Source organism: Paraburkholderia sp. RL17-337-BIB-A, assembly GCF_046025895.1.
Lineage (GTDB): Bacteria > Pseudomonadota > Gammaproteobacteria > Burkholderiales > Burkholderiaceae > Paraburkholderia > Paraburkholderia fungorum_C.
Genome location: NZ_JARESY010000001.1, coordinates 2,864,237 through 2,878,085, shown reverse-complemented (window position 1 = coordinate 2,878,085; position 13,849 = coordinate 2,864,237). Strand labels below are relative to the sequence as shown.

The following is a 13,849-nucleotide window of genomic DNA, read 5'->3' as shown; positions in this document are numbered from 1 at the left end:
AAGCTACCCCTGCCGTAGGCCGGCGTTTAGCCGATCTTCTTATCCGCAATACCGACGCGGAAGCGAACCTGTACGGTAAGGCTATTGGCTCCTATTGGCTCCGCGAGTGACTCGACGTCATTGTATGACATGGTCAAATCGGTTACTGGTGGCCTAATGGGTGGCGACATCAGCGACAGTATTAAGACGGTGGGAGGGTTCGCATTTGGAGTCGCGACGGGTGCTGCGACTCAGGCGGTGGCGGAGGTTGTACTTGGCGGACTGGCGGGCGGCGCGCTAGTAACAAATCCGGCCGGATGGGCGGTGCTGGGCGGTGCAGCGGCGGGCATATTAGTTGGATACTACGCGGACCAATACTATAAGAATAACTATGACTTGGCCATGCAGGCGGCGGGAGAGATTGCCCAAAAGATCAACGATGCTATTTTCGGTAACAGTAAGAATTCCGGAGAAGAAAGCAAGCTCAAGAAGTACGATCCCACTGGTGCATACGATCCCTCGACGAGCGGCGGCAGCTCAGGCGGCAACTCCAAGTTTGATCTTCCCTTTGGCATCGGCCGCTTCTTTAAATGGCTTTCCCAGACATTGAACCTTGTCGACCCCCTCATCCTCGACATCGACGGCGACGGCATCCACACCACCAACCCAGACACGTCCACTGCCTACTTCGATTTCGACAACAGCGGCAGCCGCACGCACACCGGCTGGATTAGCGCGGGCGACGGTTTCCTCGTGTTCGACCGTAACAGGAACGGCACCATCGACTCCGGCGCCGAGTTGTTCAGCAACTTCACCCCGCTCGCGAACGGCGCACTCGCCGCGAACGGCTTCGACGCACTCCGCGATTTCGACGCCAACAAAGACGGCATCATCGACCGCAACGACGCGATCTGGTCGTCGCTCAGAATCTGGCGCGATGCAAACGGCGACGGCACCTCACAATCCGGCGAGCTGCTGAGTTTCGACGAACTCGGCATCCTCTCGATCAACCTGAGCAAGGACGGCACGATCCGCACGCTCGAAAACGGCAACATGGTGCGAGGCACCGGCTCGTTCGTGCAAATGGTGGACGGTGTAGCTGTCGAGCGGGACATGCAGGAAATCTGGTTCGGCCAGGACACGTTGCACCAGCAATTCGACACAGCAATCCCCCTGCGCGACGACGTTATCGCAATGCCCTATGTACAGGGTGCAGGCAACGTGCGCGACCTCTGGCAGGCGGCGAGCCTTGACACGCCGCAAGGCGCGGCACTGCGCACGCTGCTCGAACAGATCACCCATGCCAAATCAGCCGCCGCCCAACAGGCATTGATCGAGCCGCTGCTCAAGGCGTGGGCAGCGACATCAGGCATGACGACGTCGCAGGCACTAAAGGAAGCCGGCAAGCGCACGATTACCGGCTATGCGGCCGACGCTGACTGGATCGGCCGTCTTACCGTGCTGGAAAAGATGTCCGGAACGATGCTCGGCGCCAACGCTAGCGGTACAGTGAATCTCTCTGGCACGCGCGGCGAGTATGTGGCCAGCGCATGGTCCACGCTGGTCGAGTCGGTCTATACGGCCGTCGCAATGCAGACGGTCTGGAAGCCGTATCTCGACGCGATCGTCTACGAGGTCAACGACGCCGGTCAACTGCATATCGACTTTACCGGCATGACCTCAAAACTGCACGCCGCACAAAGCGACGTGGGCGCAACCGACGTTGCGTTCATTCTGGCCGGCATGACCCGCGCATTCGGCATCAACTGGCTGCAGCAGGGTTTCGATATCGGTGCGGAACTCCGCACCTACGTCGAGACATATCAGAGCGATGCAATGCGCGAGGCGTTGGGACAACTAGGCGTGGTGTTCGGCAGCGGCTCGCTCGGTGTTGCAACCGGAGACAAGTCGGGCAAGATCCTGATCGGCTTCGCCGGCAAGGACGTCCTCAACGGCGGCAGCGGCGACGACATCCTGCTGGGTGGCGACGGTAACGATACGCTTTACGGTGGCGCCGGTGACGACGTGCTCGATGGCGGTGCGGGCGATGACCTGCTGATGGGCGGCACAGGCAGTGATACGTATCTGTTCGGACGCCGCTCGGGGAACGACACGATCGAGGAGGCCTTTGATCTGTACGGCAACGACACCGATGTCGTGCTATTCGACGCCGATATCCGTCCGCAGGATGTGACGGTACGGCGCGACGGGCAGGGCTACGACCTTCTGCTGACGATCTCCGGTTCGAACAACGTACTGCGGATCAGGAGCCAGTTCGCCCAGGCCAGCGGAACTTCGACGTTCCCCTACGGCATCGAACAGTTCAGATTTGCTGACGGCACGGTGTGGACCAAACAGGACGTGGCGTTGATGGCATTGCAAGGCACGCCCGGCAACGACGTACTGGTCGGCTACAACGGCAACGACGTGCTCGATGGTGGCGCAGGCAACGATCTGCTGGCAGGCGGGACAGGCAGCGACACGTATCTGTTCGGCCGGAAATCAGGCAACGACACGATCGAAGAAGCCTATGACCTGTACGGCAACGACACCGACGTCGTGCTATTCGACGCCGATATTCGTCCGCAGGATGTGACGATACGCCGTGATGGGCAGGGCTACGATCTTCTTCTGACGATCTCCGGTTCGAACAACGTACTGCGGATCAGGAGCCAACTCGCCCAGCTCAGCGGAAGCTCGACGTTCCCCTACGGCATCGAACAGTTCAGATTTGCTGACGGCACGGTGTGGACCAAACAGGACGTGGCGCTGATGGCATTGCAAGGCACGCCCGGCAACGACGTACTGGTCGGCTACAACGGCAACGACGTGCTTGATGGTGGCGCGGGCAACGATCTGCTGGCAGGCGGGACAGGCAGCGACACGTATCTGTTTGGCCGCAAATCGGGTAGCGACACGATTGAGGAAGCGTACGACCCGAACGGTAAGGACACTGACGTCGTGCTGTTCGACGCGGACATCAAGCCAGACGACGTCACTGTGCGTCGCGACGGTAGCGGCTCTGATCTGCTGGTCACGATCTCAGGATCGGACAACGTGCTTCGCATCAAGATGCAGCTTTATCAGAGTGGTTCAGACCTGCCATACGGCATCGAACAATTCCGTTTCGCCGACGGCACCACCTGGGACAAGGCAACGATCAACGCAAAGGCGATCACGACGCTGCCGAAGCTCATGTCGGCGAGGCAAACCTTCACACCGGCCACAGCAGACGCATCCGCGTACATCGAAAGCAAACTGGACTTGCTGATCCAGACGATGGCGAGCATTGCGCCACCGGCGTTATCCGACTCGGCATGGCAGCAAAGCTCAATGCAAGCGCTAACGCCGCCGATCGCGGCCAACTGCTTCTAGTCCAAACCACCGCTCCCGGCTCGCGTGGCACACATGTCGCGCGACCCGCTCACCCGCAGCACGCGCAAAGCAATACCGAATGCAACCCCACGCCGTCCCGAACACTCAGCACGCCGAGCACACGCAGCCGTCCCCACACAACCCCGACGCGTCCCCAATCGACCCCGGCCTCTTCTGTCTCGTCCTGTTGGCGCGCTATCACGGCATCGCGGCCGATCCAGATCAACTGGCGCACGAGTTCAAGCCAGGAACAGAGCCGCTCGACACAACACAGCTTCTGCTCGCCGCAAAATCGCTCGGCCTCAACGCAAAGCTGACCAAAGTTCGTTGGGACCGGTTAGATCGAGTCGCACTACCTGCCGTCGCCATCGACAACACAGGCGACTTTTTCGTCCTCGGCCGCATAGAAAAGAACAAAGCGGTCATACAGCGCCCCGCCGCCGCGCAGCCCATCTCTATCGACATCGAAGTACTAAAAACCACTTGGCCCGGCGAGCTGATCCTATTCGCCTCACGCGCGTCGATGCTTGGCGAGCTGACAAAATTCGACTTCACTTGGTTCATCCCAGCATTAATCAAATACCGGCGTCTTCTAACTGAAGTACTCGTTGTCTCATTCTTTATCCAGGTCCTCGCCCTGATCACACCGCTGTTCTTCCAGGTCGTGATGGACAAGGTCCTGGTGCATCACGGACTAACCACGCTCGACGTAATCGCCGTCGGTCTCACCATCGTCGTGCTATTCGACGTCGGCTTAACCGCGCTGCGCAGCTACGTGTTCGCGCACACTACGAGCCGCATCGACGTCGAACTCGGCGCAAGTCTGTTCCGCCATCTGCTCAAATTGCCGCTTGCGTATTTCCAGGCGCGGCGCGTCGGCGATTCGGTCGCGCGCGTGCGCGAGTTGGAAAACATTCGCGCGTTTCTAACCGGCAACGCGATCACCTTGGTGATGGACTTGCTGTTCTCGTTCGTCTTCATCGCGGTGATGCTGTTCTACAGCGGTTGGCTCACACTGATCGTGCTCGTCTCGCTGCCGTGTTACGTATTGCTCTCGGTCGCTTGCACGCCGGTACTGCGCCGGCGTCTGAACGAGAAGTTCGCGCGCAGCGCGGAGAATCAATCGTTTCTCGTGGAAACGATCAGCGGAATCGACACGGTCAAATCGATGGCGGTCGAGCCGCAGTGGACACGTCAATGGGACAACCAGCTGGCAGCCTACATTGGCGCGACGTTTCGCGCATCAACGGTCGGCATCTGGGCCAGCGGCGGTGTCAGCCTCGTGAACAAACTCGTTACCGTGGCGCTAATGTGGGTCGGTGCGCGCCTCGTGATCGACAGCAAACTCACGGTCGGTGAACTCATCGCGTTCAACATGCTGGCCGGCCAGGTTGCCGGGCCGATCATGCGGCTTGCCCAGTTATGGACCGATTTTCAGCAGACCGGCATTTCAGTCGCGCGCCTCGGCGACATTTTGAATAGCCGCACGGAAGCAGCCGGCGCGAAGAGCGCGTTGCCCGCAGTCAAAGGGCGCATCGAACTGGAGGAAGTCGTGTTTCGCTATCGCGCGGACGGTCCGGCGATTCTCAGCGGCGTGAATCTCTCGATCGAGGCGGGCGAGGTGATCGGCATCGTCGGGCAGTCGGGTTCGGGAAAGAGCACGTTGACCCGGTTGGTGCAGCGCCTTTACACGCCGGAGCGCGGTCGCATCACCATCGACGGGCAAGACCTCGCATTGATCGACACAACGTCATTGCGGCGCCAGGTGGGCGTGGTGTCGCAGGAGAACGTGCTGTTCAGCCGTAGCATCCGCGACAACATCGCGCTGACCGATCCCGGCGCACCGCTCGAAGCGGTGATGCACGCCGCGAAATTGGCGGGGGCGCATGAGTTTATCGTCGGCTTGCCGGAGGGCTATGACACACCGGTCGGTGAACATGGCTCGACGCTATCGGGCGGTCAGCGGCAGCGCATAGCCATTGCCCGTGCCCTGATGCACGAGCCTCGCATCCTGATCTTCGACGAAGCAACCAGTGCGCTCGACTATGAGTCCGAGCGCATCGTGCAGGACAACATGCGCGCCATTTGCCGGGGACGCACGGTGCTGGTGATCGCGCATCGTCTGTCGGCCGTACGGCGGGCGGACCGGATCATTGTGATGGAGCGGGGCGCAATCATCGAACAAGGTCCGCACGACACGCTGGTCGCCGCAAAGGGCGCTTACGCGAAGCTCTGGCATCTTCAGGCGGGCATATGACGATCCGTGCAGCGCTTTGGCTAGGCGCGACCAAAGATCTGGTGCGCCAGTATCTGAAGGTGTGGCGTGCAGCATGGCGTGTGCGCGAGCGGAACGCACCACGCTGGTCAGCGAGCGAATCCGAGTTCCTCCCCGCCGCACTCGCGTTGCAGCGCCAGCCTGTTTCGCCGCTCCCACGCGTCGCGATGGCGACGATTGTCGCGCTCTTGCTGATCGCCTTGCTATGGGCCGTGTTCGGCAAAATCGATATCGTCGCGACTGCACAAGGAAAAATCGTCCCGGACGGTCGCGCGAAAATCATCCAGTCAATCGAGACTGCCAAAGTGACCGCGATCCATGTCAATGACGGCAAGCTGGTGAAAGCGGGCGACGTGCTTCTCGAACTGGACTCGACTGCATCCTCGGCGGATCGTCTGCGTCTGCGCGATGACTGGGTGGAAAGCTGGCTCGGCGCCGCGCGTGCGCGAGCATTGCTCAAAGGTATCGACAGCGGCACGACGCAACCTATCGACATCGCGGTCGATGCAGGTGCGCAAGTGCCCGCCGAACTGACGCCGCCGGCGGTTCGCGTCGAACAGGAACAACGTTTCCTCGATGGCGAACTCGCCGAGTTTCGTTCGAAGGTGGCGCGCCTGGATGCGGAAATCGCACGCAATGCGGCCGAGCTGCAAACCGTCGGCGCCATGATCCGCAGGTTGCAAGGCACATTGCAGATCGCGCGCAGCAGAGAGGCCGATCTCGACGAGTTGGCGGCGAAGAACTACGTATCGCGTCACGAATATCTGGAGAAGCAACAAGTCCGGATCGAACAGGAAGGGGAGTTGGCCGCGCAGAAAAGCCGCATCGGCGAGATCAGTGCTGCCGTTGTGAGCGCGCGGCGACAACGTGAGGAACTGGTCGCTTCGACACGCCGCGCGACGCTCGAAAACCTCGGTAACGCCACGCAAAAGGCGGCCGAGCTTCGCCAGGAGTACATCAAGGCGGACGCGCACGATCGCTTCATGACGCTCAAAGCGCCCGTAGACGGTGCCGTGCAGCAGCTCGCGGTGCATACCGTCGGCGGTGTTGTGACCGCCGCTCAACCCTTGATGGTGATTGTCCCAGCAGAACATCCCGCCGAGATCGAAGCGTTCCTGGAGAACAAGGACATTGGATTTGTCGCCGTGGGTCAACCTGCTGCGGCAAAGATCGAAACTTTTCTATACACCCGCTACGGGACCTTGCCGGCCGACGTGGTCAGCGTCTCGCACGATGCGATTGAAGATGAAAAACGCGGCTTGATCTACTCGGTGCGGCTGAAACTCCAGCAGTCGAGCATGATGATCGACGGTCAGCGTGTGGCGCTCAGTCCGGGTATGGCAGCAAGCGTCGAGATCAAAACCGGCAAGCGCCGATTGATCGAATATTTTTTGAGCCCCTTGCTGACGCGGGTCGATGAGAGTTTGCATGAACGTTGATCTTCATGGGCTCGTGCACGGTAAGAAGCGTGTCGTGCACGGCATCCTTGCGGCTGCCATCGCGTTCTTGCCGACCGGGTCGGACGCGCGATCGCCAACGGACGGTTTCGATCCGTTTGGCACGCAGCACGAAATCACTGCGCCGCCGGTCGTCGCACGCGTGCCTGAATCGCCGGGTAGGGCGCCTTGCGAATCTGATTTGCCGAGCGCGGCATTGCGGCTGGACGACGTGGCGGCGCGCGCGTTATGCCGCAATCCGCTGACGCGCCGTGCGTGGGGCAACGCGCTGGCACAGGCCGCGCGCCTGGGCGAAGCGAAGGCTGCACAATGGCCGACGCTTTCCGGTGTTGTGAATGGATCGCTCAATCGCGCGAACACTGCGTCGACCAATGAATGGGCGTCGCACGAGTCGTACAACGGTGCGGCGCGAGCGGCCGAGTTGGCGTTCGAATGGGTGGTGTTCGATTTCGGCGCACGTTCGGCAGAGGTCAGGAAAGCGCGGGAACTGCTGATCGCGGCTGATCAGTCGTTCAACGGCGCGGTGCTCGACGTGCTCTATACGAGTGCTCACGATTATTTCGCGGCCATGACCGCGCGGGCGCAAGCCGAAGCGGCCCATGAGGCGGAGGTCAATGCCGCGCAAAGCCTCGCGGCCGCGCATGGCCGGATGTTGTCCGGCGTGGCATCCATCGCGGACGAGTTGCAGGCGCGTACCGCGCATAACCAGGCCATGTTGAACGTCGTCAAGGCGACTAGCGCGTTGCACGAAGCGATCGGTACGTTAGCGATCGACATGGGCCTAAGTCCGGACGTGCCGATCGTGCTTTCGGCGGTGCCAGCGCAGATACAGCGAACGGCGCCGCAACTGGAGACGATCAAGGTGCTGCTGGATCAGGCGCTGGATAATCATCCCCGTTTGCTGGCCGCGCGGGCCGAGCTGCACGCCACTGAGGCATCCATCGAAAGCATGCGCGCGCAGGCTTGGCCGACTGTTCGTCTCCAGGCCGGTCTGTCGGATAGCAATCGGCCAACGGTGTCCATCGGTGCGGCAGGCGGCGCGTCCTCTACATCGCGCAGCAGTTACGTCGGCGTTCGGGTCACCATCCCCTTCTTCGAAGGGTTCGGCTCGACCTACCGGATTCGCGAGGCGAGGGCACAAGCGGAGCTTCAGCAGGCGAACGTCGCCGAGGCCGAACAGCAGGTCGCGTTGAATGTCTGGAAAAGCTATGAGGCGGTCCGGGCGGGCGCGCAAACCGTGCAGCAAGCCGAGGCCTTGCAGGAGAACGCCGCCCTGGCGTTCGATGCAGCGCAGGCGCGCTACAGAATCGGGGTGGCAAACATTATCGAACTGCTGCACGCGCAAGACGCGCTCGTCGCCGCCAACCATCAGCGCATTGCAACGCTGGCCGACTGGTACGTTGCACGCCTGAGCCTGGCGGCCAGCCTCGGCAAACTCAATTTAGGGCAAATACAAAGCGGGTGAATCTGAAGCACCGTGATCAACGATCACGCCACGTCTTCACATCGTCTCCATTTCCTGCATTTGCCCCAGACCAAAAAAACGTCCTAACTCCTTGGCCAATTCATTCAACGCACTCATTTCCTTCTGCGTTATCCGGCGTGGCTCCTGCGTATGAGACCAGTCGCCATATAACAGCGCCACCGTCTGACTGGTTTCGTCGACGACCGGCAGCAGTACGAAAGCGAGGGCGTCGTCGAACGAGCGGCGGAACCATTCCGGTAATCGCGCGACCATTTTCGGGTCGCGTGCGTTCTCGATGAAAATGCCGACCGAGTTCGCGACCGCGAGATGAAACACGTCGGGCTCGAAGGCGGTGTTGAAGGTCAGCTTCGGCAGCGCCCCGTCGGTCTTCGGACCGAGCCCGAGGCGCGCCCTGAAGGTGCCGTTGCTGTGCTTGACGAACACCACCGTGCGGGCGAAGCCGAGCGCCGCCAACACGGTTTCCGCAGCCAGCGCCAGCGCCGGTGCGAGCGCGCTGCCGTCGGGCAGGCCGCGCAGATCGCCCACTCCCGCCGCGATGCGCGCTTCCGGATTGAGCGCCTCGCGCGCGATTGCGTCCGCATTGGCGCGCAACTCGACGATTTCGGCCATCACGCCGTCGCCGCCTTCTTCACGGGCGAGTGCGATGCTCATCTGATGCAGTACTTCCGGATCGGTATTCAGCGCGTGACTGTATGCCTGCGCCAGTCCGGCGATGCGTTCTTCGCGCTGCCAGTCCGGCATGTTCTGCTGGGTCAGCACGTCGGCAACCGCCGTCGAATAATTGGTGATGGCGCGTAGCCACTGCACCTGGCGCGGCTGCTCGACATCCAGCGGATCGAACTCGCCCATGCCGGAACGGATCATGTCGGGCAAGCGCCAGCGCACCGCGGCTTCGGCGCCGATCTCGTCGAACGTGACGCCGAGCACCAGCACGCAGGCATCGGTCTCGATGGTGCCGTCTTCGATATGCCGGCGGATCTGATCCCACTCGGCGTCGAGATAAAACACCACCAGCAGCTTGCCGATCTGCCGCATCAGCGTGCAGACCACGGCTTCTTCGCCGGCGCGCAGATCGCCGCGCTCGGTCAGCTTGCGCGCAACGCAGCCGGACAGCAGCGTGCGGTTCAATTCAAGCTTCGCGTCGATGCGGCGCGGCGCGCTGTGATGAAAGTGATCGACGATTTTCAGGCCGACCACCAGATGGCCGACCGCGTCCATGCCGAGCACCATCAGCGCGCGCGACACCGTGGTGATATTGCCGCCGAACGCCATGTACATGGCCGAGTTGGCGAGCCGCAACACCTTTTGCGTCAAGGCGAAATCCGACAGCACGACCTGCACGAGGCCGGTGAAGTCGAGGTCGTCGTTGTTCATTGCCGCCATGGTGGTGCGCAGCGATTGCGACAGCATGGGGAAATCGCCGCGCTCGCTCATACGCGTCCAAAGCCGGTCGAGCACCGCCGCCTTTACCATGTGAGTCCCGCAAAAACCATACATGTTCCAATGAATGCCACGCCGGCATCGAGCCGGTATCTTCCGCTGCGCACGAGATTTGCCCGCATCGCTACGCGGTGTGCAGGTGAAGCGTGCGTGCTTCGAACCGCTGCGCGAGTTCGTCGGAGGGTAGCGCCTTGCAGACGAGCCACCCCTGAATATGGTCGCATCCCATCTCGGTGAGCAAGGTGCGTTGTGCTTCTGTTTCGACGCCCTCGGCGACCAGTTCGAGATCGAGTGTTTGCGCGAGCCCGACGACTGCGCTTACGATTGCCTGATCGTTCCGGGAGGTTAGCAGATTCTCGACAAAACTCCTGTCGATCTTGAGCTTGGCCAAGGGAAATCGTTGCAGGTAAGCCAGGCTTGAATAGCCGGTGCCGAAATCGTCGACGGCAAAGCGGATGCCCATCGCCGTCAGTTCTTCGAGCAGCACCTTGGCGTGTGCCGGGTCATGCATCAGCAGGCTTTCGGTGATCTCGAACACGAGGCGGCGCGGGTCGATGCCCGTCAACTCGATCGCTTCGCGAACGCTGTCCTTGAAGCGCGGGTCGCGAAACTGCTGCGGCGAGACGTTGACGGCGACGTATTGCAATGAGATGCCCCGCGCGTCCCACTGGATCAGCTGCATGCAGGCGACCTTCAACACCCAGTTGCCGAGGAAGTTGATCAGGCCGATCGATTCCGCGAGCGGAATGAACATCGAAGGGGGAACGAGGCCGTGCACGGGATGCGACCAGCGGATCAACGCTTCGACACCGACCACGCCGTGCGTGCGGCTGCTCGTGATCGGCTGGAAGTGCAGCGAGAACTCGCCGTTGCGCACGCCGTCGTACAGGTCCGCCTCGAGCTTCAGGCGCTCGGCGTCGGCGGGATTGTCGTCCGGTACGTAGAAGGCGAGCGTATTGCCGCCGGCCGCCTTGGCCTGCAGCAACGCATGATCGGCCCAGCGCAGCAGGTGGGTATCGTGGGCGGCGTTGTCGTTGGCGTGGCGCACGTCGGGATACAGCGCGATGCCGATGCTCGCCGACAGATGCACCTGCTGGCCGCTGAACACATACGGTTGCTGGATCGAGGTCAACAGGCGGCGGGCCAGCGCTTCGGCCGCGGCGGCCGCGTCGGTGCGGCTCGCGGCTGGCTTGATCAGGATCGCGAACTCGTCGCTGGCGACCCGCGCCACCGTTTCGCTCGGGCTCGTCATGTTCAAAAGACGCCGCGCGGTGTCACGCAACATCTCGTCGCCGGCATCGTAGCCGAGCGCGCGGTTCACGCGCTGATAGTCGTCGAGGTCGAGCAGCAGCAGCGCGGCCGGGGTACCGTGGGCGTCGGCTTGCTGTTGCGCCTGGAGCAACGCGGGGATCAGCGCCGGCTGATTGGCCAGATTGGTCAGGCGGTCCAGATGCAGTGCCTGGGTCAGGCGTTCCTCGTTGGCGCGCCAGGCCGATACGTCGAAGCCGGCGACCGCATAGCTGTCGATGCCGTCGTGGCTGCTGCGCACCACGCGCAACTCGACTGTGATCGGGTAGGTCAGCGACTTGATGAGGCCAAGCGTGGCCTTTTCGACGTTGCCCGTGGCGGTGGCGCGCTTCAGCAGCGCGTCGAGGCGCGGCACGTCGGCGGGCGCCACGAGATCGTGCAGCGTGATGGTCTCGAGATACTCCCGGTGATAGCCGATGAAGCGCAGGCTGGCGTCGGATACATAGAGGAAGCGCAGCGACTGATCGACGTGCGCCAGCAGATCGACGGCGCCGACCACCTGTTCCAGTTGCGCAGTGCGGCTTGCGCCTGACTGCAGTTTGCTGGGCGCGCGCCGGCCGAACGCACGAAACCGGTCGATGACCGTGCGTAAGGGGCCCCGGCGGGGCGCGATGATCCTGTTCGCTTCCATGTTTGTCGCTGGCAACCTGTGTTCGTCTGCAGGCGGGGCGGCTCGCTGCCCGCCGTGTCCGGGCGGTTAAGAGGTATCAGGCCGCCCCATCAGAACAAGATAACGACCCGCGGCGTGAAATCTTTAGCGCCTGCGGTAAAAAACAAATGGTGAAGAAGGGGCGGCGTGGTCCGGGGCGTGGCGCGACCAATTCAGTTAAAGTGCGACGGCCTGGCATCCGTTAATACGTCAAACCCGTTGTGCAGTGTCGGCCAGGACGTCGCTGCGTAGCTTTCCGAACACTTGCACCCTTGATCCATGTCTGAACGTCACTTTGTCAGGGCCATTCCCCGGCGCGTCGAGGTGCTCCAGCAATGTGCCGAAGACGCCGACCCGGCGTCCGGGGCGCAGTTCGTCTATCTGGGCCGCCAGCCGATTCTCGATCGCGACGGCGCGCTCAATGCTTACGAATTGCTGTTTCGAGCCGGCGCGCATAACTATGCCGAGGTCAGCGACGACGCCCGGGCGACAGCCCAGGTCGTGGCGCGCGCGCTCGGCGGGATCGGCGTGGCGGCCGTGCTGGGCCGACACCGCGGCTTCGTCAATATCGACCGCGCGCTGCTCTTTAACGACATCGTCCATCTGATGCCACCTGAGCGCTTCGTGCTGGAGATCCTCGAAACCGTCAGGTTCGATGCGCAGCTGGGCCGCCGGCTGACCGAGTTGCGCCGCGCCGGCTTCCAGGTGGCGCTCGACGACGTGTGCGAACTGTCGGACGAGCTGCTTGCCGCGCTGCCGCATGCCGACATCGTCAAGATCGACTTCCTGCAGGCGGAGCGGTCCGCGCTTGCCAAATTGGCGTCGGTGGTACGCAGCCATGGCAAGACGCTGATCGCGGAAAAGATCGAGACGCGCGAAGACTTTGCGCTGGCACGTGAGCTCGGCTTCGATCTGTTCCAGGGATACTTTTTCGCGCGACCGCAGGTGCTGGTCGCGCCGCGCAACCGCTCGCCGCGCCCTGGCCTGCTGCGTTTGCTGGCGCTGCTGTCGCGCGACGCCGGGATTGTCGAGCTCGAGGCGGAGCTCAAGCTGAACCCGAGTGTGGTGATGCAACTGCTGCGCCTCGTCAATTCGAGCGCGTTCGGACTGGGGCGCAATATCGCTTCGCTGCGTGAAGCCATCATCGCCACCGGCACGCGGCAGATCGCGCGCTGGGCGCAGTTGCTGCTGTACGCCGACAGCGCCGATCTACCGTGGCGCGCCGATCCGCTGGTGCAACTGGCCGGCACGCGCTCGCGCTTCATGGAATTGGCCGCGAGCTGGCTGCGCCCGGCCGACGGCGAATTCGCCGATGCCGCCTTCATGACCGGCATTTTTTCTCTGGTCCACGTCGTGGTCGGCAGTACGCCCGCGGCCGTCCTCGAAAAACTCGGCCTTGCGCCGCAGATTCGCGAGGCAATCGTCACGGGCTGCGGCCCGCTTGGCGCCTTGTTGCGGATTGCCGAAGCAGCCGGCGAGGGTGCCGATGCCGCGCTGATCGCGGCGGGATCCGATGTCCCGGCCGGTTTCGCCGCGCTCACGCCCGAGGTGCTGGCCGAACTGAACCTCTCGGCTGCGGCGTGGTTTGGCGTCCATATCCAGGAAGCCGTCGTCGTCTGAGGGGAGCGGCGCTGCGATGCCGCCCGGGCTTCTCCCGCGTGTTGCGTGGTTTCGACTGGATGGGTTTTGTTCTGTCGGCGGATCGGGCTGGTAGCGCGGGCTGGCAAGCGGGCTCCGGGGCGCCGGCGGTCGTTGCGCGTTGGCTGGTTTCGACCGGATGGGTTTTTGTTCTGGCAGCGGATCAGACTGGTTCGCTGGCTAGCAAGCCTGTTCGGGGGCGCCGGCCGGTCGTTGTGCCGCGCTGCTGCGGGCGCGGGTTC

General features: G+C 62.5%; 8 protein-coding genes. 5 read left to right on the top strand and 3 right to left on the bottom strand.

All coding sequences use genetic code 11. The features are described 5' to 3' along the window. Positions 1-156: 156 nt before the first annotated feature. The 4 genes from P0D84_RS12880 to P0D84_RS12865 all read left to right on the top strand — a co-directional run bounded on the left by P0D84_RS12880 (position 157) and on the right by P0D84_RS12865 (position 8,551). Entirely contained in the window at positions 157-3,354 is a 3,198-nt protein-coding gene (locus P0D84_RS12880) for an SPM autocatalytic domain-containing protein (RefSeq protein ID WP_408336883.1), read from the top strand. 79 nt (positions 3,355-3,433) lie between these two features. Next, a complete protein-coding gene (locus P0D84_RS12875) occupies positions 3,434-5,611 on the top strand; it encodes a type I secretion system permease/ATPase (protein WP_408336881.1) in 2,178 nt (725 codons plus the stop codon). Further along, a complete protein-coding gene (locus tag P0D84_RS12870) occupies positions 5,608-7,068 on the top strand; it encodes an HlyD family type I secretion periplasmic adaptor subunit (RefSeq protein WP_408336879.1) in 1,461 nt (486 codons plus the stop codon). The genes P0D84_RS12875 and P0D84_RS12870 overlap by 4 nt, the downstream gene beginning before the upstream one ends. After that, positions 7,058-8,551: a TolC family protein gene (locus P0D84_RS12865; protein WP_408336877.1), complete on the top strand. Its 1,494-nt coding sequence runs from the start codon at positions 7,058-7,060 to the stop codon at positions 8,549-8,551. The genes P0D84_RS12870 and P0D84_RS12865 overlap by 11 nt, the downstream gene beginning before the upstream one ends. 36 nt (positions 8,552-8,587) lie before the next feature. Here P0D84_RS12865 and P0D84_RS12860 read toward each other — a convergent pair whose 3' ends face one another. The 3 genes from P0D84_RS12860 to P0D84_RS12850 form a co-directional block, all read right to left on the bottom strand. Beyond that, positions 8,588-10,045 carry an HDOD domain-containing protein gene (locus tag P0D84_RS12860; protein ID WP_408336875.1) on the bottom strand — a complete coding sequence of 486 codons (1,458 nt, stop codon included), beginning with the start codon at positions 10,043-10,045 and terminating at the stop codon, positions 8,588-8,590. A 91-nt stretch (positions 10,046-10,136) separates the two neighbouring features. Continuing rightward, positions 10,137-11,951: a putative bifunctional diguanylate cyclase/phosphodiesterase gene (locus P0D84_RS12855; RefSeq protein ID WP_408336873.1), complete on the bottom strand. Its 1,815-nt coding sequence runs from the start codon at positions 11,949-11,951 to the stop codon at positions 10,137-10,139. A gap of 228 nt (positions 11,952-12,179) precedes the next feature. After that, on the bottom strand, positions 12,180-12,425 hold the full coding sequence (locus P0D84_RS12850) for a hypothetical protein (RefSeq protein ID WP_408339928.1): 246 nt from the start codon (positions 12,423-12,425) through the stop codon (positions 12,180-12,182). Between P0D84_RS12850 and P0D84_RS12845 the strand changes: the two genes are divergently transcribed. Next, on the top strand, positions 12,351-13,589 hold the full coding sequence (locus P0D84_RS12845) for an EAL and HDOD domain-containing protein (protein ID WP_408339816.1): 1,239 nt from the start codon (positions 12,351-12,353) through the stop codon (positions 13,587-13,589). The genes P0D84_RS12850 and P0D84_RS12845 overlap by 75 nt on opposite strands. Positions 13,590-13,849 lie beyond the last annotated feature (260 nt).